Source organism: Streptomyces sp. RPT161 (assembly GCF_027533845.1).
Lineage (GTDB): Bacteria > Actinomycetota > Actinomycetes > Streptomycetales > Streptomycetaceae > Streptantibioticus_A > Streptantibioticus_A silvisoli_A.
In genome coordinates this window covers 542,179-564,157 of the sequence record NZ_JAPZVN010000003.1, presented here as the reverse complement: position 1 = coordinate 564,157, position 21,979 = coordinate 542,179, and the positions used below count along the sequence as shown (strand labels likewise).

Here is a 21,979-nt window from a genome sequence, read left to right as displayed (position 1 = left end):
CGGCAGGCCGCTGGAAAAGTGCCATTGAGCCCCCGTCACCGGGGACCTACGGTCGGTTACCCACCGTCGATGTGCCGTTCGGAGCCGACCATGACAGCCACTCAGCCAACCCTCGCGTTCATCTACGACCGCCACGTCACCAAGAACATCATCACCCTCGACGTACGCCTGAAAGCCTGCGCGGCGTACGTGCAGAAGCAGGGCTGGGGTTACGGCGGATGGTTCGTTGACCGGGGTGAGGACGCGCTGTCCCTCAACCGCCGCCCGGCGCTCGATCACCTGTGCAACACCATGCGCGCGGCAGGGACCGACAAGCGCCGCGTCTGCCTCGTGTTCGACTGGGAGCGGTTCGCTTACGACCTGGCAGTGCGTGGGGAGTTGACGCGGCGCGTCCTCTCGCTCGGTGGCTGGGTGGAGACCTGCCGCAGCGAGACACGCGCCCCGGACGGCCGGAGCTCGCACACGGGACGCATCACGCCGTGACTGCCACCCGCGCCGCTCAGAGCCGGACCAGAACCTGATCGAGGTCCTTGCGGTGGATGTCCGGCACCCGCGCGCCCTCGGCCGGGTAGCCGACCGGGATCACATACGAGGCGCGCTCCTCCGGCGGCCGGTCGCACACCTCGTTGAGGAACCGCATCGGGCTCGGGGTGTGGGTGAGCGTCGCGAGCCCCGCCTGGTGCAGCGAGGCCAGCAGCAGGCCGACCGCGATGCCCACCGACTCCTTGGTGTAGTACGGGCGCGGCGATTCCGGTCCCTTGTGCACCTCGAACACCACGACCACCACGGGGGCCTGCTCAAGGAACGGCTTGCGCCAGTCGGTGCCCAGCGGCTCCAGGGCCGCAAGCCACTCCTGCGAGGCCCGCCGGGAGTAGAACTCCCGCTCCTCGGCCTCGGCCGCCTCACGCAGCCGCCGCTTGCGCTCCGGGTCGGTGAGAACCACGAAGCGCCACGGCTGCACGTTGGCGCCACTGGGGGCGGTGGCAGCGGTGCGTACGGCCCACTCCACCACCCCGTCGGGGACCGGTCGGGGGGAGAAGTCACGCACCGTGCGGCGGCGTGCCATCACCTCGTGGAACGCCCTGCTACGCGCTTCCGCCTCGTCGCCGGGGACGGCCATCGGGCGCAGCGGCACCGTGCGGTGAGCGCATTCGTCAACCATGGTCGCCAGCACACCACACCACCCGCCACCACGGAAGGCCGCGCACGGCCATCTGGGCGGCGCCGGAAAATCCGATTGCCATCCGGCGCGCCCCTGCCTACGGTTGTTGTCGGCCCTGTTGTCGTCGATCGGAGAAGGCCGTTGCTCTACTGAGGTCCCAGCAGACACCGCGACCGCGTACACCACGCGAAGCCGTGTGCGACCTCAGCCATGAGCCGCCTTCCGCATGCCGGGGCGCCCTCGTTCCATCTGCCGCTTGAGCGTTGCCACCTGCCGCGGTGTCTCCACGTGTTGCCCGATCCCAGATCCACTGAGCAACCGGAGACCACATATGTCTGTCGCGTCCCCCTCCATCACCACCGCGGACCTCGGATTCTCCTGGCCCGACGGAACGACCGTGTTCGACGGCTTCCAGATCGCCATCGGCCCCGGCCGCACCGGCCTGATCGGCCTCAACGGCTCCGGAAAGTCAACCCTGTTGCGGCTCCTCGCGGGCGAACTGACGCCCACACAGGGCACCTTGCGGGTCACCGGTGAGGTGGGCTACCTGCCGCAGAGCCTCACCCTCGACACCACCGTCCGGGTGGACGAGGCACTCGGCATCCACCGGGTACGGGCCGCCCTGCACGCCATCGAGCGGGGTGAAGTCAGCGAACACCACTTCACCACGGTCGGCGACGACTGGGACGTCGAGGAGCGCGCCCGCGCCACCCTCGACCAGTTGGGGCTCGGCCGGATCGGCCTCGACCGTACGGTCGGCGAGGTGTCCGGCGGCGAGTCGGTGCTGCTGCGGCTCGCGGCACTGCTGCTGCGCCGCCCCGACGTCCTGCTGCTGGACGAGCCGACCAACAACCTGGACCTGGCCGCCAGGCAACGGCTCCACGACGCCGTCGCCGCCTGGCGCGGGGTGCTGGTCGTGGTCAGCCACGACCGGGAGCTGCTGGAGCGGGTCGACCAGATCGCCGAACTGCGCGGCGGCGAAGTGCGCTGGTACGGCGGCAACTTCACCGCCTACCAGACGGCACTCGCCGTGGAACAGGAGGCGGCCGAGCGCATGGTCCGGGCCGCCGAGGCCGATCTGCGCAGGCAGCGGCGCGAACTGGAGGAAACCCACGTGAAGTTGGCCCGACGGGTCCGCTTCGGGCAGAAGCAGTACGACAACAAGCGCGAACCGCGCATCGTGATGAACGCACGCAAGCGCGAGGCCCAGGTCTCCGCGGGCAAGTACCGCACCATGCAGACCGAGAAGGTGGCCGAGGCCAAGGCCCGCCTGGACGAGGCGGTATCGGCGGTGCGGGACGACGACGAGATCCGCGTCGACCTGCCGCACACCGCGGTGCCGCCCGGCCGCGGCGTACTGACCCTGCGTGAGGCCGAGCTGGTGCACGGCGCGCTGGCCCACCTGGAACTGCGCGGCCCGGAACGGGTGGCACTGGTGGGCGGCAACGGGTCCGGCAAGTCCACCTTGTTGCGCACCATCGCCGGGCACCTTACGCCGGTGGCGGGCGAGTCGGTGGCGCACGTCCCGGTGCGCTTCCTGCCGCAGCGGCTCGACGTGCTGGACGACGCGCTCACCGTCGCGGAGAACGTCGCCCGGTTCGCGCCCACCGCGGAGAACAACGTGATCCGGGCCCGGCTGGCCCGGTTCCTGTTCCGGGGAGCCCGCGCCGACCAGCCGGTCGGCACACTGTCCGGCGGCGAACGGTTCCGGGCGACGCTCGCGGCGCTGATGCTCGCCGAGCCCGCGCCGCAGCTGCTGATGCTGGACGAGCCGACCAACAACCTGGATCTGGCCAGCGTCCGCCAACTGACCAGGGCGCTGGAGTCCTACCAGGGCGCGCTGATCATCGCCAGTCATGACGTGCCGTTCCTACGCGGTATCGGGGCCACCCGTTGGCTGAGGATGGATGGTGAACTGACCGAAATCGATCCGATGTGATCACCCGCGACGGGTTTGATCAATGCGGAGGGTTTGCGGCGGCCGACCGCGTGCCAGACATGGGGAAGTCGAGCGCAGGAGGTCGCACATGCCCGTCATCAAGCTGTCCGCCGAGGTCCGCGACGCCGTGCGGCGCGCGGCCCCGGTGGTGGCCCTGGAATCGACGATCATCGCCCATGGCCTGCCCCGGCCGCGCAACCTGCGGGTCGCGACCGAGCTGGAGGCACTGGTACGTGAGGGCGGGGCGGTCCCGGCGACCATCGCCGTACTCGACGGCGTACCCCATGTCGGCCTGGACGCGGCCCAGTTGGAGCGGGTCGCGGGCGACCCCTCGATGCGCAAGCTGGGCCACCGCGACCTGGCACCCGCCATCGCCACGGGGGCCAGCGGCGCGACCACCGTCTCCGCCACCGCGTTCCTCGCCGCCCGAGCCGGCCTGCGGATCTTCGCCACCGGCGGACTCGGCGGCGTACACCGCGACTGGACCAGCACCCAGGACGAGTCGGCCGACCTGCGGCTGCTCGCACGCACCCGCATCACCATGGTGTGCGCCGGCGTGAAGTCCATCCTCGACATCCCCGCCACCCTGCAACGCCTCGAAACCCTGGGGGTGGCCGTGGTCGGCTACCGCACCGCCGCCTTCCCCGGCTTCTATCTGCACAGTTCCGGCGAGCCCGTGGACTGGACGGTGCGCGAACCGGCCGATGTCGCCGCCGTGATGCACGCCCAGGACGCGCTCGGCGGCCCCGACTCCGCCCTGATCGTCGCCAACCCGGTACCCGAGGACCGGCAACTCGACCCCGAACTGCACGACCGGGTGCTCGCCGAGGCGCTGCACGCCGCGGCCGTCGAGGGCGTCACCGGCCAGGCCATCACCCCGTATCTGCTGGACCACCTGGTACGGCACACCGGCGGCGCCTCACTGGAGGCCAACCTTGCCGCGGTGCGCGGAAACGTACGGCTGGCCGCCGCGGTCGCGGGCGCCTGGGCGCGCGCCGAATGACCGGCGACCGGGCACTGCTGGTCATCGGCGAGGCGGTCACCGACATCGTGGCCCGGCACACCGGAGCGCTCGCCCCGGACACCGACACCCCCGCCCGGATCGCGGTACGGCCGGGCGGCGCCGGGGCCAACGCGGCGGCGTGGGCGGCGCGTTGCGGCACCGACGTCCGGCTGCTGGCCCGGGTGGGCGCAGCGGACGCCGCATGGCACCGGGACGCGCTGCTCGCCGAGGGAGTGCGGCCGGTGCTGCGCACCGACCACCAGCGACCCACCGCGGTGGTGATCGCACTGGTGGACAGCCGCGCCGAGCGCACCCTGGTCACTGACAGCGGAGCCGCCGTCCACCTCGGCCCGGACGACTGGGACGACCGACTGCTCGACGGTGTCCGGCACCTCCACCTCTCCGGCTACCCGCTGTTCACCGAGCCCGGTCGGCGGCTGGCCGCGCTCGCCATCACCCGGGCGCGGCAGCGGGGCGCGACGGTCAGCGTGGATCCCGCCTCCACCGGCTTCATGGCCCGCACCGGAGTGGCCGTGCTGCGCGACACCATACGCGGCGCCGATCTGCTGCTGCCCAACGCGGCCGAGGCCCGACTGCTCACCGGCCGACGTGAACCGGCCGACGCTGCACGGGAGTTGGCCGAGGACCACCATACGGTGGTGGTGACCCTCGGCGCCCAGGGCGCGCTGGTCGTACGACGCGGCGCGCCCACCCTCCGCATACCCCCGGTACCGAGCACCCCTGTGGACACCACCGGCGCGGGCGACGCCTTCACCGGTGGCTTCCTGGCGGCACTGCTGCACGGCGCGGACCCGGCCGAGGCGGCTGCCGCCGGATGCCGTACCGGCGCACGGGCCGTGGCCACGGTGGGCGCGCGTCCGCCCGGTCGGCTAGCGGGAGAAGAGTCCGATGCCCTCCGGCACCGGACGCTCGGACCCACCTGACGGATGGTTGCGCACCGTCACCCGGTGGCTGCCCGGGGAGCGGGCGACCAGCGTGGAGGAACCGCCGCCGTCCAGGTCCACCGCCGACTCGGCGCCGAGCTGCCGCATCAAACTCGCCAACTCCGCGATGGTCAACCCGGCATCTCGCTCCGCGTTGCCGTCCAGCGCCAGCAGATACAACCGGCGGCCGCCCGACCCGAATCCGGCCGCCGTGCGGGTCGCGGCGACCGCCCTGTCCAGACCGGACAGTGGGCTACCCCCGCGCAGCACCGGAAAGCCACCCACCGCGAACCGCAGCCCAGCCGCGCCCGACAGCCCGTCACTCAACCGCACCCGGGCACCCGGCCGCAGCCGCCGCAGCGCCCGCGCCCCACCGTCCCGGCCCACCAGCGCGAAGCCGTCGCGCGGCACCGCCCCGGCACCGGGCCTGCCGGCCACCGCGGTCACCCGGCCGCCGCGCACCGTCACCTCATAGGTGTCCCGGCTGCATCCCGCCGCCCGCAGCCGATCGGTACCGCACACCGCGCGCTCCCGGGACACGCTTCCCCAGCGCGAGGTGTAGACGCCGACCCCGCCCACCGGCAGGGCGTACTGGTTGAACCCGCGCAGGGGAATCGTCCCACCAGCGGTCGACGCCGAACCGGTGAACGACAGTTGGGCCAGCCGCGCCACCCCGTCCTCGCCCACCGCGATCACATCCCGGGTCGAGGTGCCCGGCGGCAACGGAGGACCGAAGCGCTGACCGTTCGGCACCGCCGCCTTGACCGGCACCCCGCCCTCGACCGCTGGGCCGACCGCCGCGCCGGTCGCGACCACACCGGGGTGCTGCGCCTCGCTGATGTCGAAGAAGTCCCCGTTGACCCCGGCCACCGCGCCCCGCGCGTCGGCCATCCGGGAGACCGGCTCCCGGGCCGCCACCACACCGGGCGTCAGCAGGTCCACCGAGACATGAGGGTTGCTCAGGTCAGCGATGAGCAGATGCCCGTACACCGTGCCGTGCGAGGCGTGCACCGAGAACTCCTGGTACCGCACTCCTGGGGCGATCGCGGTCTGCGTACCGGCCTGCAGACTCACCGCCGGTGCGGCCTGCGCGGTGCCCGCCGCGGACTCCGCCAACAGCGCCCCGCATGCGGCGAGCACCGCCAAGGCCATACGCAGTCTTCGCGGTCGCGGATTCATGATGCCCCCTGAGGTCGGCTCTGCTGTCACTTCCGGGGATGATTGTGCTGGCGATTGAATGATTTGCTGACTCATGGCATGTCACCACGCTCTCGGACAACACGTGGGATACGGACACTGTCTGTTCGAGGAATTCCGCACCGACGTCCTACCGTTGAGGGCTGTTGGGAGGTCAGCAGTCGAACACCCCTCAACCACCGACGACGGAGGCGACGACATGACGGAGTACGACCCCGCCAGCACCAAGCCCAGCCCCACCGACTGGGTCGCCCAGCAGGCCGAGCTGTACGAGAGTTCCGGCGGCACCCAGGGCACCGAGATACACGGTTCGCCCTGCCTCTTGCTCGACTACCGAGGGCGGCGCAGCGGGGACTGGCGCCGCACCGTGCTGATCTACGGGCGGGACGGCGAGGACTATCTGATCGTGGCCTCCAAGGGCGGCGCCGACGACCACCCCCTGTGGTACCTGAGCCTGGAGCACAACCCCGACGTCCATCTGCGCGTCGGCACCGAACGGTTCGCGGCCCACGCCGAAACCCTCTCCCCGCAGGACAAGGCGCGCGTCTGGCCGCATCTGGTGGAGGTGTTCGCCCCGTACGAGGAGTACCAGCGCAAGACCAGCCGGGACATCCCCGTGGTACGGCTGCGCCGCACCACGGGCTGAGCCCTAGTGGTTCCTGCGGGTCACCAGCTCGGCCAGCGCCAGGAGGTCCCCGGCGGCGACGCCGTCGGGGACGACTCCCGACAGATGGTCGATCGCTCCCGCCATCCGGTCGCAGGCCTGGGCCTGGGCCCAGTCACGGCCCCCTGCCCGCTCGATGGCCTCCGCCGCCCGGCACAGGTCGTCGGTGGACAGTGCGTCATCGCGAGCGTAGATCCGGGCCAGCTCGGCCCCGGCCAACGACCCCGAACGCAGCGCCGCCACCACCGGAAGTGACTTCTTACGGGCCGCCAGGTCCGCCCCGACCGGCTTGCCGGTGACCTCCGCGTCCCCCCAGATGCCGATCAGGTCATCGATCAGCTGGAACGCCAATCCCACCTGGCGGCCGAACGCGTCCAGCGCGTCCGCTGTCGCGTCATCGGCCCCGGCGTACAGCGCGCCCAGCGCACAGGCGCAGCCCAGCAGTGCTCCGGTCTTCGCCTCGGCCATGGCCAGGCACTCGTCGAGTGAGACATCCGTGCGCCGCTCGAACTCGCAGTCCGCGTGCTGGCCGTCGCACAGCTCGATCACGCACTCGGTCAGCCGGGTGGCGGCCCTACCGGCGGCGGGATGGGTGTCCTCGGCCAACAGCCGCAGGGCCAGGGCCTGCAGGGCGTCGCCCGCGAGGATGGCGTCCTCGGTGCCGAACACCGCCCAGGCAGACGGGCGGTGGCGGCGGGTTGGGTCGCGGTCGATCACATCGTCGTGCAGCAGTGTGAAGTTGTGCACCAACTCCACGGCCGCGGCGGCCGATGCCGTCGGGCCGGGTGGGCCACCAAGCGCATGCGCGGCAGCCAGTACCAGCGCGGGACGAATCGCCTTTCCCGCGTCTGCGTAGGCGGGGGAGCCATCGGCGTTCAGCCAGCCGAAGTGGTACCCGGCGACGCGGCGCATCGACTCGGGCAGCGACTCAACCGCCGTACGTAACGCGGGATCCACCGTGAGCCTGGTACGGGACAGGATCTCCGCGGCCTCATGGCCCTCTCGATCGAGCGTTGACATTCCCATGGTTGCCACACCTCGATTTCGTCAGTGACCGCTGGGACGGAGGACCCCTCAGTTCCGAGCGCGGGCGACCTCCACGTTCTCCAGGATGCCGATGGCGTCCGGCACCAGGATCGCGGCCGAGTAGTAGGCGCTCACCAGGTAGGAGATGATGGCCTTTTCGTTGATGCCCATGAAGCGTACGGACAGCCCCGGCTCGTATTCGTCGGGCAGGCCGATCTGGTGCAGCCCGACCACGCCCTGATTGTCCTCGCCGACGCGCAGCACGATGATGGAGCTGGTGTGGCCGTCGTTGATGGGAATCTTGTTGCAGGGCAGCAGCGGTAGTCCGCGCCATGACGGCACCGCATTACCGTGGAAATCAATGGTGCCCGGATAGATGCCCAGCCGGTTGCATTCCCGTCCGAACGCGGCGATGGTCTGCGGATGCGCCAGCAGGAACTGGGAGTTGCGGCGCCGACTGATGAGTTCGTCGAGGTCGTCCGGGGTGGGTGGGCCGGAATGGGTGTGGATCCGCTGGCTGTAGTCGGCGTTGTACAGCAGCCCGAAATCACGGTTGTTGATGAGCTCGTGCTCCTGGCGTTCGCGGAGCGCTTCGATGGTGAGCCGCAACTGGTGCTCGACCTGGTTCATCGGGTGGTTGTAGAGATCGGCGACCCGGCTGTGTACCCGGAGCACCGTCTGGGCGACGCTCAACTCGTACTCACGCGGCGAGAGTTCGTAGTCCACGAAGGTGCCGGGCAGGTCGGGCTCGCCGTCATGTCCGGAGGCCAGGTGGATGGCCGCCTCGCCGTGCTTGTTCTTCGCCAGTTGTGTGCCGCTCAGGAACCGCTGGATCTGCTCCCGTAGCGATTCCGACTGCTCGGCGATCGCCTGGAACGCCTGCCTCGGCAGGCCCAGCAGGGTCACCGGTGTCACGGCCTTCGCGGTGAACTCCCAGCTGCTGTCGTCCTGCGTCAGCATCTGGTTGCCGAAGTGGTCGCCGTCCGCCAGCACGCCCAGCACGGCCTGCTCGCCGTACTTGCCTGTGCCGATCTTGTTCACCTTGCCGTGCACTACCAGGTAGACATGGTCGGCGGGTGCCCCCGCCTCCGAGATGACCTGCCCGGCGGTGAACTCGTGCTGCACAAAACGGTCCGCCAGCGCGTTGAGCACATCGATGTCGTCGTAACCGCGCAGCACCGGCAACTCGCCGAGTTCTTCCGGGATCACCCGGACCTCGGACCCGCTTTGGACGAACGTCACCCGCCCGTCGCCCACCGTGTAGGTCAGCCGTCGGTTCACCCGATACGTGCCACCGGAAACCTGGACCCATGGAAGAACGCGCAGCAGCCACCGTGAGGTAATGCCCTGCATTTGCGGTGCGGACTTGGTGGTGGTCGCCAAGTTCCGTGCCGCCGCGGTGCCAAGGCTCAACCGAGCCGGGCCATTTGAGGAAGAGGCGTCGCCGGATTCCCCACCTGATTCCACGCCAATACCAGCATCGACCGACATCGAAAGTCCCTCCCCTGAACCCGTGTGGCCTGCAAAACAATGGTGACGGCCAGTAGCGAGGATTGTCATCACACGTTCAGGTGAAACGGCGGCACAGTTGCGCGATTCGTGATGCGTCCCCATGGCTCCCTGCCCAACGGAGCCACACGGCACACTCCGCGGGACCGTTGCGGAGGTGGCGTGAGAGAGTCCGAGTGGTGGGAACAACGCGTTGTGAACGCGACGGACGCGAACGGAAACGAGGCGATCGACGTGGCTGCGGAACCGGCGGACCGGCGTGACCCGAGGGTCGCCGTGCTCACCCTCGGCGGCACCATCGCGATGATCGCCGACCCCGCGACGGGGGCCGTGCGCCCCGCGCTCTCCGCGCACCAACTCCTCGAGGCCGTACCGGGCTTGACCGCGCTCGGGGTGTCCCTGCGCGTGCGCGACTTCCGCAACCTGCCCGGCGCCTCACTGTCACTGGCCGACCTGGACGGCCTGCACACCGCCATCGAGGCGGAGTCGGCGGACGGCGCCGACGGTGTGGTGGTGGTCCAGGGCACCGACACCATCGAGGAGACCGCCTTCTACCTCGACCTGCTGCACCGGTCCGACATCCCCGTCGTCGTCACCGGAGCGCTGCGCAACCCGACGCAGCCCGGCCCCGACGGTCCGGCCAATCTGTACGCGGCCGTGGTCGCCGCCTCCTCCGCGCGGCTGCGCGGCGCCGGATGCGTGGTCGTGCTCGGCGACGAGATCCACGCCGCGCGCACCGTCACCAAGGGCCACAGCACCAGCCCCGCCGCGTTCACCTCACCCGGATCCGGCCCCCTCGGCCTGGTGGCCGAAGGGCGGGTGTGGCCGCACCACGGCCTGCCCTACCGCACCTCGGCACGACTCGCCGGCGACGTGGTGCGCGAGGGCGTACGGGTCCTGCTGCACACCGTCACACTCGGCGACGACGGCCTGGCGCTGGAGTTGCTGCTGGACGGTGCCGCGGACCGGTGCCATGGCCTGGTCGTCGCCGGATTCGGCGTCGGCCACGTGCCGGAGCCTGTGGTGGCGCCGCTGGAGCGGCTGGCGGCACGCATCCCCGTGGTGCTCACCTCCCGTACCGGAGCGGGGCCGGTGCTCGCCGCCACCTACGGCTTCCCCGGCTCGGAGCGGGACCTGCTGTCCCGCGGGCTGATCCGCGGCGGCGACCTCACCCCGTACAAGGCGCGACTGCTGCTGCACCGGCTGCTCGCGACCGGGCGCCAACTCCCCGAGATCACCGCGGCGTTCGAGGCTGTCGGCCGCCGCGGCTGAACGGCCCGGGCTCGAACCTGTCCTGACCAACTGTCAGGGCCAAGCGATCGGCGGGATGGGTGGTACGCCACGCCACCCATGGTTATTTACCGCGTTTCATCCCTTTTTCGGGATAGTAACAGTGTTCGTGTGTCCTAGTGCCTGCAAGCTCCTCGTGCTGTCCGTCACCGTCGCCGCCAGCGCCGACGTGGCTCTGAGCGGCCCCGCCGGCCATGCAGCCACGCACGCGGACGTGGCGAAGCCCGCGGCCGTGGCCAGGGTTCCGGCCAAGGCGCACAGCACCCGTTTCAGGCCGACCGTCGCCAACCCGACCACCGCCTCCGCGGTCCAGCTCGCGACGGGCGCCCGGTCCGTGGTGCTGTCCAAGCGGCTCGACTCCCGGTCGCTGGGGGCCCGGACCGGTCAGCCCATCACCCGCGGCGCCGTCATGGCGCGGGCCCACAGCTGGATCGCCGAGGGCGTGCCCTACAACCGCAACGCGTACAACAGCGACAGCAACGGCACGTACCGCCAGGACTGCTCCGGTTTCGTCTCCATGGCCTGGAACCTGCCGTCCAGCCCGGCCAACAACTACGGCGAGACCACCGGCACGCTGCCGAACTTCGCCACCGAGCTGAACTCCCTGGACGACCTCCAGCCCGGTGACATGCTGGACAACATCTCCACCCATGTCGTGCTGTTCAAGGGCTGGACCGATGGCAACCACACCACGGCCAGGATCCTTGAGGAGGCCCACTCCGGCACCACCGCCCGGGAGGACGCCCGCTTCTACACGCGCGGCTACCTCTCCGCCCACCGCTACCGCCCGTTCCGCTACAACAGGATCCAGGACGCGGCGCCCCCGGACATCCTCCGGCCCCCCGCGGCCGACCCCGACGACGATGTGGAGCCGCTGGTCCGCGGCCGGAAGGCGGGGTAGGGGGCTGGCCGACGAGCCCGGCAAGCCGCGGAAATGCAGAAAACCCCAGTTCAACTGGGGTTTTCGTCTGTGTCCGAGGGGGGACTTGAACCCCCACGCCCGATAAAGGGCACTAGCACCTCAAGCTAGCGCGTCTGCCATTCCGCCACCCGGACCGGGTTGTCGCCTCGGCGACGGGGTTAACCATAGCAAACATCTGGCCACTCTCGATCACGTCCGCAGGCCCTCGACTAGGCAGGGCCCTGGTGGGGATGCCCTGTGTGACGGGCATGTGACGGTGGCCGGGGACCTTGGGGTGTGGTGGTGCGGCGAGAGAGGATGGCGGGGACCCCGCGTGGGCGCATCGGCGAACAAGGAGGCAGCGTGAGCGAGTCGAATCCGGCACGGACGATCACTGGTGAGGACGAGGTTGTCGATCTGTGCCGCGACCTGATCCGGATCGACACCAGCAACTACGGCGACCACTCCGGTCCCGGTGAGCGCGCCGCCGCCGAGTACGTCGCGGAGAAGCTCGCCGAGGTCGGGCTTGAGCCGCAGATCTTCGAGTCGCACAAGGGACGGGCGTCCACGGTGGCCCGGATCGAAGGGGAGGACCCGTCCCGGCCGGCCCTGCTGATCCACGGGCACACCGATGTCGTACCGGCCAACGCCGACGACTGGACGTACCACCCGTTCTCCGGTGAGATCGCCGACGGCTGCGTCTGGGGGCGCGGTGCGGTCGACATGAAGGACATGGACGCGATGACGCTCGCCGTCGTGCGGGACCGGCTGCGCAGCGGGCGCAAGCCGCCGCGCGACGTGGTGCTCGCCTTCCTCGCGGACGAGGAGGCCGGCGGCGTCTACGGGGCGAAGCACCTGGTGCGCAACCACCCCGAACTGTTCGAGGGCGTGACCGAGGGCATCGGCGAGGTCGGCGGCTTCTCCTTCACCGTCAACGAGAACCTGCGGCTGTACCTGGTCGAAACGGCCCAAAAGGGCATGCACTGGATGCGGCTCACGGTCGAGGGCACCGCGGGCCACGGCTCGATGACCAACGACGACAACGCAGTGACCGAACTGTGCGAAGCGGTCGGCCGGTTGGGGCGGCACAAGTTCCCGATCCGGGTGACCAAGACCGTACGGTCCTTCCTGGACGAGCTGTCCGACGCGCTCGGCATTCCGCTCGATCCCGAGGACATGGAGACCACGCTCGCCAGGCTCGGCGGAATCGCCAAGCTGATCGGCGCCACGCTGCGCAACACCGCCGCGCCGACCATGCTCGGTGCCGGGTACAAGGTCAACGTCATTCCGGGGCAGGCCACCGCGCATGTCGACGGGCGCTTCCTGCCCGGCCTCGAGGAGGAGTTCCTGGCCGACCTGGACCGGATCCTTGGGCCGAAGGTCAAGCGCGAGGACGTGCACGCCGACAAGGCGTTGGAGACCAGCTTCGACGGGGCGCTGGTGGACGCGATGCAGTCCGCGCTGCGTGCCGAGGACCCGATCGCACGCGCCGTTCCGTACTGCCTGTCCGGCGGTACGGACGCGAAGTCGTTCGACGACCTGGGCATTCGCTGCTTCGGGTTCGCGCCGTTGCAACTGCCGCCGGAGCTTGACTTCGCCGGAATGTTCCATGGTGTGGACGAGCGGGTTCCGGTGGACGGGCTGAAGTTCGGTGTGCGCGTCTTGGACCGGTTCCTGGACCAGTCCTGAACGCATCCCTGCGACCTTTATTCGACTGCCTGTACGGAAGTAGTCGGAAAGGGTGAATGGAAACAGGGGCTCGTTGCCCTGCCTTATGAACCTCGTTAGATCAGTGCGGTCCGCGGCTGGGACCGCGCTGTTCAACGAGGAGGAATAAATGCTCAAGAAGGTTGTCGCCACCGCGGCCGCCACAGGCGGTCTGGTGCTCGCGGGTGCGGGCCTGGCCGTTGCTGACTCTGGTGCGCAGGGCGCCGCGATCGACTCTCCCGGTGTTGTCTCCGGCAACGTCGCCCAGGTTCCGGTCTCGGTTCCGGTGAACGTCTGCGGTAACACGATCAATGTTGTCGGGCTGCTCAACCCGTCTTTCGGCAACACCTGCGTCAACAAGTGACGTTGAGTCGGACCCGGTAACGGTCTGGTCCCGCTCGGCCCTGGGGCACCTCCCTTTTGCTCCAGGGCCGTCGGTGATAGTCCGGGAATGGTCGGAAAATCTCAACCGAACTCATCCGCCCGTTCCCTCATCGCGGGCCTGGGCCCGCGGGTATTCAGGTACACCAGAAGGCAGGGAATCCATGAGACAGGTCGCGAAGAAGGGCCTGATTACCGCCGTCGCGACAGGCGGTGTCCTGGCCGTCACCGGCGGCAGCTATGCCTTTGCGGGCACGGGGGCCAGCGGCGCTGCCGTGGGGTCGCCCGGTGTCGTGTCGGGCAACAACGTCCAGGTGCCGGTCAGCGTGCCAGTCAACGCCTGCGGTAACACCGTCAACGTGATCGGGGCGCTCAACCCCACGTTCGGCAACAGCTGTGCGAACGGCTCGGAGCGCCACGAGGACGGGTACGGCCACACCGGTCAGGGCCAGGGCGACCAGGGGCACCACGACCACGGTCAGGGTGACCAGGGCCACGGCGGCAACTGGCAGGGCGACCACGGGCACGTCGGGCACGAAAACCACGGCGACGACCACGGCAGGTACCAGGGCCACCACGAGGGCAGCGGCGCCCAGGCGCATGGCGTGGCCAAGGGCTCGCCCGGTGTCGGCTCCGGCAACGTGGTGCAGGTGCCGGTCGGCGTACCGGTGAACGTCTGCGGTAACAGCATCGACGTGGTCGGGGTGCTGAACCCGGTGTTCGGCAACTCCTGCGAGAACGGCGGCCCGGCGGAGAGTGGTCAGGCGTACACCCCGCCGCCGCAGTCCGTCGCCCCGTCGGCCAAGCCGCACCAGCCGCAGGCGCCCGTGCACCACGTGAACCACGTGTCGGCCCAGCCCGCGCACCAGGTGCTGGCGCACTCGCAGCCGCTCTCAACGGCGGCGGCCCCCACCCTGGCGCACACCGGTGCGGACCAGCTCGGCACGATCGGCGCCGCCAGCGCCGGGCTGCTGATCGGTGGGTACGTGCTCTACCGCCGGGGCCGGTTGGCCAGGCGCTGAGCCTTATCGCGCTGTTGCCTCGGGCACCGTCTTGATCCGGACGGGGTGGCCGCACCACGCACGGTGCGGCCACCCCGTCCGGCTGTCGGCGGTGTCTCGTGGTCACCAGCTGGCGCGGACCTGGCGAATGATCCGGCGGCGCAACCGCACCCTGCGACTGCCGTCCGGATAGAGCCGCAACCGGTCCAACTCCCAGTGCCCGTACTCCGCGTGGTCGGTCAACAGGCGCCGGGTGGCGCTACGGGAGACACCCCTGGGCACGTACACGTCTTGAAATTCGTATTCCGGCATCGAATCTATTGTGCGGGCAACCGCCCTGTACGGATAGCGTCTGCACTATGTCTGATGCCGCGCAGCCCACCGTTGCCGAGGTACGCGCCGCCGCCGAGGCGGTCAAAGCAGCCATCGACCGCCATCTGGCCGCGATCGAGAACCGCGCGGGCGAGGATGATCCGGCCGTCCTCGCCGCCTTCGACTCCCTGGCCGCGGCAGCCGAGACCTACGACGAGCTGCTCTACGACGTCCACGACGAGGTGACCCCGTTCGAGGTCCCGGCCGGGGACACCCTGCCCGCGTACGCGGGCCCCGACGAGCCGAGCGCTGTCAGCGTGCTGATCCGGCGTGACTACACGGTCGCCGACCCGCAGCGCCTGATCGCCCAGGCGGGGCGGGTGGCGGACGCCGTCACCGGGGGCGGCAACGGGGTCAACGCCGGGCTCGGCGCGTTGTTCGGTGAGTACGAACCGGACGAAATCGCCTCCAGGCACAAGGAGTTCGGACTGGAGGAAGGCGACTCCACCCTCTGGGTCACGGCGGTGGAACCCGCCGAACCGGGGGAGTGGCTGGCAGCCCCCTTCGACCAGGCCGACCCGGAGATGATCGTCTGCCGGTTCGACGTCAGCGCCGTGTTCGACGACGAGTTGGAGTCACTGGACCCGTAGCGCTGACGGCGGCCCCGCGCTCACCCCTCGGCCGTCTGCTCGCGAAGGACCGTGCGCAACCGGGTCGTACGGTCCTTCGCCGGCACCTCGGCGACCACCCGGGGCAGCGCCTCGTCGATGCCCTGTACCACTGACAAATGGCGCTCGGCGCGGCTGAACGCCGAGTACACCCACTGCCGGGTCAGCGTGGCCGCGGCGTCCCCCGGCAGCACCACGACCGCCGCGGGCCAGCGCGCCCCGACGGCCTGGTGTGCCGTCACCGCCCAGCCGTGCCGCACCGCCGAGGCCACCTGCTCACGCGGTACGACCACGGGGCCGCCCTCGCAGTCCAGCCGCAGCCCGTCCGAGTCGGCCGAGACAACGGTGCCGGGCAGTGCGCGTCCGGGGCCGGGGACGTACACCACCCGGTCGCCGGGGTCGAAGCCCGCGTAGCGGCCAGGGCCGGGGTTGAGGCGCTCCTTGAGCGCGGCGTTCAGCGCGCGGGTGCCCGCCGCCCCGCCGTGGCCCGGGGTGATCACCTGCGTCTGCCCGGCCGGTACGCCGAGGGCGCGCGGAACCGAGTCGGCGACGAGCTGCACGGTGCGGTGGACCGCCTCACCGGCGTCCCGCACCGGGACGATGACCACTTCCCGCTCCGGCGCCTCCACCTGCGCCAACTCCCCGATGCCGATACCGGAGACCAGTTCCCCGATCGGCCCGGGATCCGGCGTCCTGGACGCGACCTGCGGGCACACCTTCGCCGCAAGCAGATCGGCGAACACCCGCCCGGGACCCGCCGACCACAGCACGCCCGGATCCCCGCTGAGCACCAACCGGGCGCCGTCCGGCACCGATTCGACCAGCGAGGCCGCTCGCTCCACGTCCAACTGCGGTGCGTCCAGCACGGCGAGCAGATCCAGCTCCAGCGTGCCGTCCGCGCCGCGCCCCGGCCCTTCGCCGCCGGACAGCAGCCCGTCCACGGTGACCGCGGCCTGCTCGCCGTCCGCGCCGAGCAGTTCGGCCAGCCGTCGCCTGCCGTTCTCGGTGTGCGCCGCCGCATAGGCCCGCAGGCCGGCGGCGCGGGCCGCCGCCACCAGGGCGGCGGGTTCGGCGCGGGCCGCCTCGCCGCCGGTGTGCGCGGTCAGGCCGCTTCCGGCGACGGCGAGGATCAGTTGCGCCGCCGACGGGGAGGGCGACTCGGTCTCGGACGGCTCCCAGGGGGTCGCGGCCGTCTCAAAGGTGTTCAACAGTCGTACCAGACCGTCCGCGAGGCTCTCCTCCGCGAGCGCGTAGCGGTCAAGTCCCAGCAGCAAGGTGACCGGTGCCTCGTCATCGGGCGCCGCGCCCTCCTGCTCGTCGTGGAAGACCATCAACTGGCCCTCCTCCACGGCCTTGCGCAGCGTTCCGTCCGGGTCGGGGACCGACTGCTTCTGGAGCGCCGTGGTCAGCACCGACCACTCGAGTGCCGTGTGTCCGGCCTCCGCGGCCCGCTCCAGCAGCCAGCCGACCACCGCCCGGCCGCGCCGCTCGTCATCGGGACGGCAGGAGGCGCCCAGCAGCGTCCGGGCGAAGCCGTCGGCCTGGTCGACCCGCACCCCGGGCAGTGACAGCACCAGCCATGGATCCTCGGCCAGCAGCTCTCCGGCCCGCTCGCCGAGCCGTTCCACGGCCGGTTCCGCGAGGGCTTGCGGTGCGCTGCCGCGGGCCAGCACCTGGCGGGCCGCCTCTACCGGTTCGCCGGACAGCGCGACCGGGCGCACGGCGGCGGGCGCGGACGGCTGGGCGGCCGCGGGCGCAGCCTCGGCGGCGGGCCGCTCGGGCGGTGCCGGTCGCTCGGTTTGGGGTGTCGTGTGGTCGCCGCGCTCTATCGCCCGTACCGCCTCGGCGAGGCGGGCCAGCTCCTCGGAGGGCTGCCCGGTCGGGTGGGCCGCCGGGTTCGCGTCCTCGGCCGGGGTACGGTCCGTGCTCACTGCCTTGCTCCGTTCGCTGCTCGGCTGGGGCGACGCCTGTCGGTCACAGCGTGCTCCAGTCGTGGTCGGGATAGCGATGCACCGGCGCCGAGACATCGTCCAACGCCTGGTTGATCTCATCCGGAAGCGTAAGGGCCTCCACTGACAACGCCTGGCTGAGCTGCTGCGCGGTACGGGCACCGAGGATCGGGGCGGCCACTCCGGGACGGTCCCGTACCCAGGCGAGGGCGGCATGCAACGGGCTGACCGCCAGACCGTCGGCGGCCGTGACCACCGCGTCCACGATCCGGCGCGCGGTCTCGTCGAGGTACGGCGCGACGAACGCAGCCATGTGCTCCGAGCCGCCGCGCGAGTCCGCCGGTGTGCCGTTCCGGTACTTGCCGGTGAGGACGCCGCGGCCGAGCGGAGAGGAGGGGAGCAGGCCGACGCCGAGGTCCAACGCGGCGGGCAGCACCTCGCGTTCGACACCGCGCTGCAGCAGCGAGTACTCCATCTGCACCCCGGCCAGCCGGGTGCGGCCGACGGCGCCCGACTGCCAGGTGGCGGCCTTGGCCAGTTGCCAGCCGCAGAAGTTGGACACCCCCGCGTACCGAGCGCGGCCGGAGGCGACCGCGATGTCGAGGGCCTGGAGCGTCTCGTCCAGCGGGGTCGCCGGGTCGAAGGCGTGCACCTGCCACAGGTCGACGTGGTCGGTGCCGAGTCGGTGCAGCGAGGCGTCCAGGGCGGAGAGCAGGTGCCCGCGCGAGCAGTCGAACCGCCGGTCGGGGTCCGGGACGCTGCCCGCCTTGGTGGCGATCACCAGGTCGTCGCGTGGTACCAGGTTCTCCAGCAGTCGGCCCAGCAGGTACTCCGAGCCCCCGTCGGCGTAGACATCCGCGGTGTCGACCAGGGTGCCGCCAGCCTCCCAGAACGTCTTCAACTGGTCGGCGGCCTCCCGTTCCTCGACGTCACGCCCCCAGGTCAAGGTGCCGAGCCCGAGTCGCGAGACGCGCAGCCCGGTACGGCCGAGATGCCTTTGCTCCATGCCGGGTGAGACTACTGAGGTTCGCGGCGCGTTGTTGCCCGGGGCGGGGTGTACGGTTCGCCGTTTCGGCCGAGGGCCGGGCAGTGCCCCTAGGTGGCGTGACGGCCGGACTGACCGGGCACGGGGAAATGCGGACGCTCGTCGGCCGGTCGCGTGCCGGTGTGGCACATCCGACAGGCGCCGATCGGCGCGGTCCGCGCTACAGTCCCGGAGAGGACGACGTTACTGATCAGTAAGGGGAGCGGTATGGCGAGCGGAATGCGGCTCGGGATCAACCTCGGGTACTGGGGCGCCGGAATGGACGCGGACAACCTCGCCGTGGCGCGCGAGGCGGACCGGCTGGGCTACTCGGTGTGCTGGGCCGCCGAGGCGTACGGCTCGGACGCGGCGACCGTGCTGTCCTGGGTCGCGGCGCAGACCGAGCGCATCGACGTCGGGTCGGCGATCTTCCAGATCCCGGCGCGCACTCCGGCCATGACCGCGATGACCGCGGCGACCCTGGACTCGCTGTCCGGCGGCCGGTTCCGGCTCGGCCTCGGCGTCTCCGGACCGCAGGTCTCGGAGGGCTGGTACGGCGTCAAGTTCGACAAGCCGCTGGCCCGCACCCGTGAGTACGTGGAGATCGTCCGCAAGGCGATGTCCCGCGAGCGCCTCTCCCACCAGGGCGAGCACTGGACGCTGCCGCTCCCCGACGGCCCGGGCAAGCCTCTGAAGCTCACGGTGCACCCGGTGCGTGAGTACATCCCGCTGTACATCGCGGCGATCGGCCCGAAGAACCTTGAGCAGACCGGCGAGATCGCCGACGGCGCGCTGCTGATCTTCCCCGCCGCCGAGCACCTGGAGGAGACCGCGCTGTCCTCGCTGCGCGCCGGTCGTGAGCGGGTGGGCAAGACGCTGGAGGGCTTCGACGTCTGCCCGACGCTGCCGATCGCGATCGGCGACGACATCCAGGCGCTGGCCGACCAGTTCCGTCCCTACACCGCGCTGTACGTGGGCGGCATGGGCAGCCGGAAGCAGAACTTCTACAACCGCCTTGCCCAGCGCATGGGTTACGAGAAGGAGGCCGCCGAGATCCAGGACAAGTACCTGTCCGGCGACAAGGCGGGCGCCGCCGCGGCGGTGCCGCACGACCTCATCGACAAGACCTGTCTGCTCGGCCAGGTCGACCGGATCGCCGACCGGATGCGGGCGTACGCCGAGGCGGGCGTGACCACGCTGACCCTCTCGCCCGCCGGGTTCACCCTGGACGAGCGGGTTTCCGCGCTGCGCGCCGGAGTTGAGGCCGTCGAGCGCGCCGGACTGGCCTGATCCGCGACCATCGGTTGGCTCGGCGGTCCTACGGCGCCGCCGAGCCAACCGAAGCCTGAACAGGAGCCGCCCAGCGCCCCAACAGGAGCCCCGCGGCGTCAGCTCGGCACCAGCCGTCCCAACAGCCTGCCGAACTCGATCAGTCGCGCTATCTGCCCCGGGCCACCGTCCTCAAGGGACTTGCTGAATCGGAACGCCTCGGGGCGGACCCGTGCCGAGGCCACCGGGGAGTCCGGATCGGTCTGCACCGCGCTGAGTTCGTGCGGCGTCGCCGTGGCCAGCACCAGATAGACCCCGCGGTCCACCCGCTGCCCCCGCTCGTCGCGGCCGACCAGGGTGCGCATCCCCACGTGGCCGATGGCGTCCAGTGGCAGCACCTGGATCGAGGAGTCCAGCACGGTGCCGCCCGGGGCGGCCGTGTCCGTCAACTCCTCGCTGTGCCACAGGATCAGCCGCCGACCGTCGCACACCGCCGCCTCCTGCCAGACCGAGGCACCGGACTCCGTCAGGTCGACCACCCGCTCCAGGGTGAAGCCGCGCACCCGGCGGCGGCCCAGCACGCCCCCGATCGCCTCCAACGCGATGTCGGCGTGCAGGAAGTAGGCGCGGGCGGCGTCGTCGAGGCGATCGTACGGGGACCAGTCGGAGCCGGCCGGCCCCGGCCGCGCGGTCGTCGGGTGGCGTCTGGCGGCCTTGCTGAACATGTCCACTGCTTCGCGATCCCGTCCCCTGGCGTACCACCGATCCCATCGCACCTTACCCAGCCCCACTGACGGCGTTGGGGCGTGTGCGGGGAGGCGGTACCGGAGGGTGGTGCGCGGTGGACGGGCGGACGCGGTGTGGTGACGTTTCTGCGGCCGTGGTGGGGGCTCGGGCGTCTTCCCCGCCACGGCCGTCACCGAACACAACGCACCGCGGGACGAAGGGTTACGCCGTACGACCCAGCTGTGATGGGTGGAGAACCGATACAGCACGTGGGCTGGGCCATGGATGTGGGCCGCTGCGGGCCGGCACAACGGCCAAGAGGCGGCCCGGTGCGGCCAACCCCCCGCGATTCACCCGGATTTCGGGCGGCATGTCACCGTGTCCGCGGGTCACCCTCCAGAGCCAACGAACCAGCGCTTGCGCTGCCCGTCCGGCCACCACACGGGGATCGGAAGATCGCGCTCGGCGCTTCTGCGTTGTCGGACCGTGGCCGTACGCTCGGAACCATGCCCATCGTGATCCTGGTCCGGCACGGCCGGTCCACCGCCAACGCCGACGGAGTTCTCGCCGGATGGAGCCCCGGTGTGGGCCTGGACGAGCGCGGCGGCGCCCAGGCGGCGGCGCTCGCCGGGCGGCTCGCCGAGCTGCCGATCACCGCCGTGGTCACCAGTCCGCTCCAGCGCTGCCGCGAGACCGTGCGCCCACTGCTGGACGCCCGGCCGGAGCTGCCCAGCCACACCGACGACCGGATCGGCGAGTGCCGGTACGGCGACTGGACCGGCCGCAAGCTCGCCGAGCTGGCGGACGAGCCGCTGTGGCAGACAGTCCAGCAGCATCCGTCGGCCGCCGTCTTCCCGGGCGACGAGGGGGAGTCGGTGCGCGCCATGCAGGCTCGCGCCGTCGACGCGGTACGGGAGTGGAACGCCAGGATCGAGGAGCGCCACGGCCCGGACGCGATGTACCTGGTCTGTTCGCACGGCGACATCATCAAGTCGATCGCCGCGGACGCGCTGGGAATACACCTCGACCTCTTCCAACGGCTGTCGGTGGAGCCCTGCTCCATCACGGCCATCCGGTACACGCCGGTACGTCCGTATCTGCTGCGCCTCGGTGACACAGGGGAGTTCGCCGGGCTGTTGCCCCGCCCGGCGGCACCGTTCGCGGGTGGTGACGACGCGGTGGTCGGCGGAGCCACCGGCGCACCGTGATCGGCTTCCGCAGTAGGGTGGTGCCGCGGATTCCGCTCGATCACGTGCTGGTACGTGAAGCGAGCAAGTAAACAGACAGCCGAGCAAACGGAGCGGGAC

21 protein-coding genes and 1 tRNA gene are annotated in these 21,979 nt (G+C 70.9%); 13 read left to right on the top strand and 9 right to left on the bottom strand.

Features of this window, described 5'->3' with window-relative positions; all coding sequences use genetic code 11:
- Positions 1-90 precede the first annotated feature (90 nt).
- Positions 91-483, top strand: coding sequence for a recombinase family protein (locus O5O46_RS10655; RefSeq protein ID WP_269855075.1), 393 nt, complete (start codon positions 91-93; stop codon positions 481-483).
- A gap of 16 nt (positions 484-499) precedes the next feature.
- Here the strand turns inward: O5O46_RS10655 and O5O46_RS10650 are convergent, their stop codons facing one another.
- Positions 500-1,162, bottom strand: coding sequence for a nitroreductase family protein (locus O5O46_RS10650; RefSeq protein WP_269855074.1), 663 nt, complete (start codon positions 1,160-1,162; stop codon positions 500-502).
- 331 nt (positions 1,163-1,493) lie between these two features.
- Here O5O46_RS10650 and O5O46_RS10645 point away from each other — a divergent pair, with 331 nt between their 5' ends.
- The 3 genes from O5O46_RS10645 (at position 1,494) to O5O46_RS10635 (ending at position 5,048) form a co-directional block, all read left to right on the top strand.
- On the top strand, positions 1,494-3,101 hold the full coding sequence (locus tag O5O46_RS10645; protein ID WP_269855073.1) for an ABC-F family ATP-binding cassette domain-containing protein: 1,608 nt from the start codon (positions 1,494-1,496) through the stop codon (positions 3,099-3,101).
- Positions 3,102-3,189: 88 nt separating this feature from the next.
- On the top strand, positions 3,190-4,104 hold the full coding sequence (locus tag O5O46_RS10640) for a pseudouridine-5'-phosphate glycosidase (protein ID WP_269855072.1): 915 nt from the start codon (positions 3,190-3,192) through the stop codon (positions 4,102-4,104).
- A complete protein-coding gene (locus O5O46_RS10635) occupies positions 4,101-5,048 on the top strand; it encodes a carbohydrate kinase family protein (protein ID WP_269855071.1) in 948 nt (315 codons plus the stop codon). The genes O5O46_RS10640 and O5O46_RS10635 overlap by 4 nt, the downstream gene beginning before the upstream one ends.
- Here O5O46_RS10635 and O5O46_RS10630 read toward each other — a convergent pair.
- Entirely contained in the window at positions 4,995-6,227 is a 1,233-nt protein-coding gene (locus O5O46_RS10630) for a phosphodiester glycosidase family protein (RefSeq protein ID WP_269855070.1), read from the bottom strand. The genes O5O46_RS10635 and O5O46_RS10630 overlap by 54 nt on opposite strands.
- Positions 6,228-6,444: 217 nt before the next feature.
- On the opposite strand from O5O46_RS10630, the gene O5O46_RS10625 reads away from it, so the two are divergent.
- The gene (locus tag O5O46_RS10625; protein ID WP_269855069.1) at positions 6,445-6,891 is read left to right on the top strand and encodes a nitroreductase family deazaflavin-dependent oxidoreductase; all 447 of its coding nucleotides are present in this window, start codon (positions 6,445-6,447) and stop codon (positions 6,889-6,891) included.
- Between the two features lie 3 nt (positions 6,892-6,894).
- On the opposite strand, the gene O5O46_RS10620 is transcribed toward O5O46_RS10625, so the two are convergent.
- Both O5O46_RS10620 and O5O46_RS10615 read right to left on the bottom strand, forming a co-directional pair.
- Positions 6,895-7,935, bottom strand: coding sequence for a family 2 encapsulin nanocompartment cargo protein polyprenyl transferase (locus O5O46_RS10620; RefSeq protein ID WP_443072448.1), 1,041 nt, complete (start codon positions 7,933-7,935; stop codon positions 6,895-6,897).
- A 48-nt stretch (positions 7,936-7,983) separates the two neighbouring features.
- A complete protein-coding gene (locus O5O46_RS10615) occupies positions 7,984-9,426 on the bottom strand; it encodes a family 2B encapsulin nanocompartment shell protein (RefSeq protein ID WP_269855163.1) in 1,443 nt (480 codons plus the stop codon).
- Between the two features lie 252 nt (positions 9,427-9,678).
- Here O5O46_RS10615 and O5O46_RS10610 point away from each other — a divergent pair, with 252 nt between their 5' ends.
- Positions 9,679-10,716, top strand: coding sequence for an asparaginase (locus O5O46_RS10610; protein ID WP_443072456.1), 1,038 nt, complete (start codon positions 9,679-9,681; stop codon positions 10,714-10,716).
- 154 nt (positions 10,717-10,870) lie between these two features.
- Positions 10,871-11,635 carry a hypothetical protein gene (locus O5O46_RS10605; RefSeq protein WP_269855067.1) on the top strand — a complete coding sequence of 255 codons (765 nt, stop codon included), beginning with the start codon at positions 10,871-10,873 and terminating at the stop codon, positions 11,633-11,635.
- A 70-nt stretch (positions 11,636-11,705) separates the two neighbouring features.
- Here the strand turns inward: O5O46_RS10605 and O5O46_RS10600 are convergent.
- Positions 11,706-11,790, bottom strand: a tRNA-Leu gene (locus O5O46_RS10600).
- A gap of 208 nt (positions 11,791-11,998) precedes the next feature.
- Here O5O46_RS10600 and O5O46_RS10595 point away from each other — a divergent pair.
- The 3 genes from O5O46_RS10595 (at position 11,999) to O5O46_RS10585 (ending at position 14,745) form a co-directional block, all read left to right on the top strand.
- Entirely contained in the window at positions 11,999-13,324 is a 1,326-nt protein-coding gene (locus tag O5O46_RS10595) for a M20/M25/M40 family metallo-hydrolase (protein ID WP_269855066.1), read from the top strand.
- A 148-nt stretch (positions 13,325-13,472) separates the two neighbouring features.
- Positions 13,473-13,706, top strand: coding sequence for a chaplin (locus tag O5O46_RS10590; protein WP_269855065.1), 234 nt, complete (start codon positions 13,473-13,475; stop codon positions 13,704-13,706).
- Between the two features lie 181 nt (positions 13,707-13,887).
- Positions 13,888-14,745 carry a chaplin gene (locus O5O46_RS10585; RefSeq protein WP_269855064.1) on the top strand — a complete coding sequence of 286 codons (858 nt, stop codon included), beginning with the start codon at positions 13,888-13,890 and terminating at the stop codon, positions 14,743-14,745.
- A 102-nt stretch (positions 14,746-14,847) separates the two neighbouring features.
- Here O5O46_RS10585 and O5O46_RS10580 read toward each other — a convergent pair whose 3' ends face one another.
- Entirely contained in the window at positions 14,848-15,036 is a 189-nt protein-coding gene (locus O5O46_RS10580; RefSeq protein WP_269855063.1) for a DUF5703 family protein, read from the bottom strand.
- Between the two features lie 47 nt (positions 15,037-15,083).
- Between O5O46_RS10580 and O5O46_RS10575 the strand changes: the two genes are divergently transcribed.
- The gene (locus O5O46_RS10575) at positions 15,084-15,686 is read left to right on the top strand and encodes a hypothetical protein (protein WP_269855062.1); all 603 of its coding nucleotides are present in this window, start codon (positions 15,084-15,086) and stop codon (positions 15,684-15,686) included.
- Between the two features lie 20 nt (positions 15,687-15,706).
- Here O5O46_RS10575 and O5O46_RS10570 read toward each other — a convergent pair whose 3' ends face one another.
- Positions 15,707-17,731: a helix-hairpin-helix domain-containing protein gene (locus tag O5O46_RS10570; RefSeq protein ID WP_443072445.1), complete on the bottom strand. Its 2,025-nt coding sequence runs from the start codon at positions 17,729-17,731 to the stop codon at positions 15,707-15,709.
- Positions 17,679-18,659 (bottom strand): aldo/keto reductase, encoded by a 981-nt coding sequence (locus tag O5O46_RS10565; protein WP_269855060.1) that lies wholly within the window; start codon positions 18,657-18,659, stop codon positions 17,679-17,681. Before O5O46_RS10565 ends, O5O46_RS10570 begins: the two co-directional genes overlap by 53 nt.
- A gap of 258 nt (positions 18,660-18,917) precedes the next feature.
- Here O5O46_RS10565 and O5O46_RS10560 point away from each other — a divergent pair, with 258 nt between their 5' ends.
- Positions 18,918-19,967: an LLM class F420-dependent oxidoreductase gene (locus O5O46_RS10560; protein ID WP_269855162.1), complete on the top strand. Its 1,050-nt coding sequence runs from the start codon at positions 18,918-18,920 to the stop codon at positions 19,965-19,967.
- 98 nt (positions 19,968-20,065) lie between these two features.
- Here O5O46_RS10560 and O5O46_RS10555 read toward each other — a convergent pair whose 3' ends face one another.
- Positions 20,066-20,671, bottom strand: a complete 606-nt coding sequence (locus O5O46_RS10555; protein WP_269855059.1) for a hypothetical protein — start codon at positions 20,669-20,671, stop codon at positions 20,066-20,068.
- Between the two features lie 507 nt (positions 20,672-21,178).
- On the opposite strand from O5O46_RS10555, the gene O5O46_RS10550 reads away from it, so the two are divergent.
- Positions 21,179-21,880 (top strand): histidine phosphatase family protein, encoded by a 702-nt coding sequence (locus O5O46_RS10550; protein ID WP_269855058.1) that lies wholly within the window; start codon positions 21,179-21,181, stop codon positions 21,878-21,880.
- Positions 21,881-21,979: the final 99 nt, after the last annotated feature.

Bases quoted from the DNA above. Each gene is read 5' to 3' on its own strand.
- O5O46_RS10640 (WP_269855072.1), top strand. From the start codon at position 3,190: ATGCCCGTCATCAAGCTGTCCGCCGAGGTCCGCGACGCCGTGCGGCGC.
- O5O46_RS10620 (WP_443072448.1), bottom strand. From the start codon at position 7,935: ATGGGAATGTCAACGCTCGATCGAGAGGGCCATGAGGCCGCGGAGATC.
- O5O46_RS10550 (WP_269855058.1), top strand. From the start codon at position 21,179: ATGCCCATCGTGATCCTGGTCCGGCACGGCCGGTCCACCGCCAACGCC.
- O5O46_RS10615 (WP_269855163.1), bottom strand. From the start codon at position 9,426: ATGTCGGTCGATGCTGGTATTGGCGTGGAATCAGGTGGGGAATCCGGC.
- O5O46_RS10560 (WP_269855162.1), top strand. From the start codon at position 18,918: ATGCGGCTCGGGATCAACCTCGGGTACTGGGGCGCCGGAATGGACGCG.
- O5O46_RS10630 (WP_269855070.1), bottom strand. From the start codon at position 6,227: ATGAATCCGCGACCGCGAAGACTGCGTATGGCCTTGGCGGTGCTCGCC.
- O5O46_RS10555 (WP_269855059.1), bottom strand. From the start codon at position 20,671: ATGTTCAGCAAGGCCGCCAGACGCCACCCGACGACCGCGCGGCCGGGG.
- O5O46_RS10635 (WP_269855071.1), top strand. From the start codon at position 4,101: ATGACCGGCGACCGGGCACTGCTGGTCATCGGCGAGGCGGTCACCGAC.
- O5O46_RS10645 (WP_269855073.1), top strand. From the start codon at position 1,494: ATGTCTGTCGCGTCCCCCTCCATCACCACCGCGGACCTCGGATTCTCC.
- O5O46_RS10655 (WP_269855075.1), top strand. From the start codon at position 91: ATGACAGCCACTCAGCCAACCCTCGCGTTCATCTACGACCGCCACGTC.
- O5O46_RS10565 (WP_269855060.1), bottom strand. From the start codon at position 18,659: ATGGAGCAAAGGCATCTCGGCCGTACCGGGCTGCGCGTCTCGCGACTC.
- O5O46_RS10590 (WP_269855065.1), top strand. From the start codon at position 13,473: ATGCTCAAGAAGGTTGTCGCCACCGCGGCCGCCACAGGCGGTCTGGTG.
- O5O46_RS10625 (WP_269855069.1), top strand. From the start codon at position 6,445: ATGACGGAGTACGACCCCGCCAGCACCAAGCCCAGCCCCACCGACTGG.
- O5O46_RS10575 (WP_269855062.1), top strand. From the start codon at position 15,084: ATGTCTGATGCCGCGCAGCCCACCGTTGCCGAGGTACGCGCCGCCGCC.
- O5O46_RS10585 (WP_269855064.1), top strand. From the start codon at position 13,888: ATGAGACAGGTCGCGAAGAAGGGCCTGATTACCGCCGTCGCGACAGGC.
- O5O46_RS10580 (WP_269855063.1), bottom strand. From the start codon at position 15,036: ATGCCGGAATACGAATTTCAAGACGTGTACGTGCCCAGGGGTGTCTCC.
- O5O46_RS10570 (WP_443072445.1), bottom strand. From the start codon at position 17,731: ATGTCTCGGCGCCGGTGCATCGCTATCCCGACCACGACTGGAGCACGC.
- O5O46_RS10650 (WP_269855074.1), bottom strand. From the start codon at position 1,162: ATGGTTGACGAATGCGCTCACCGCACGGTGCCGCTGCGCCCGATGGCC.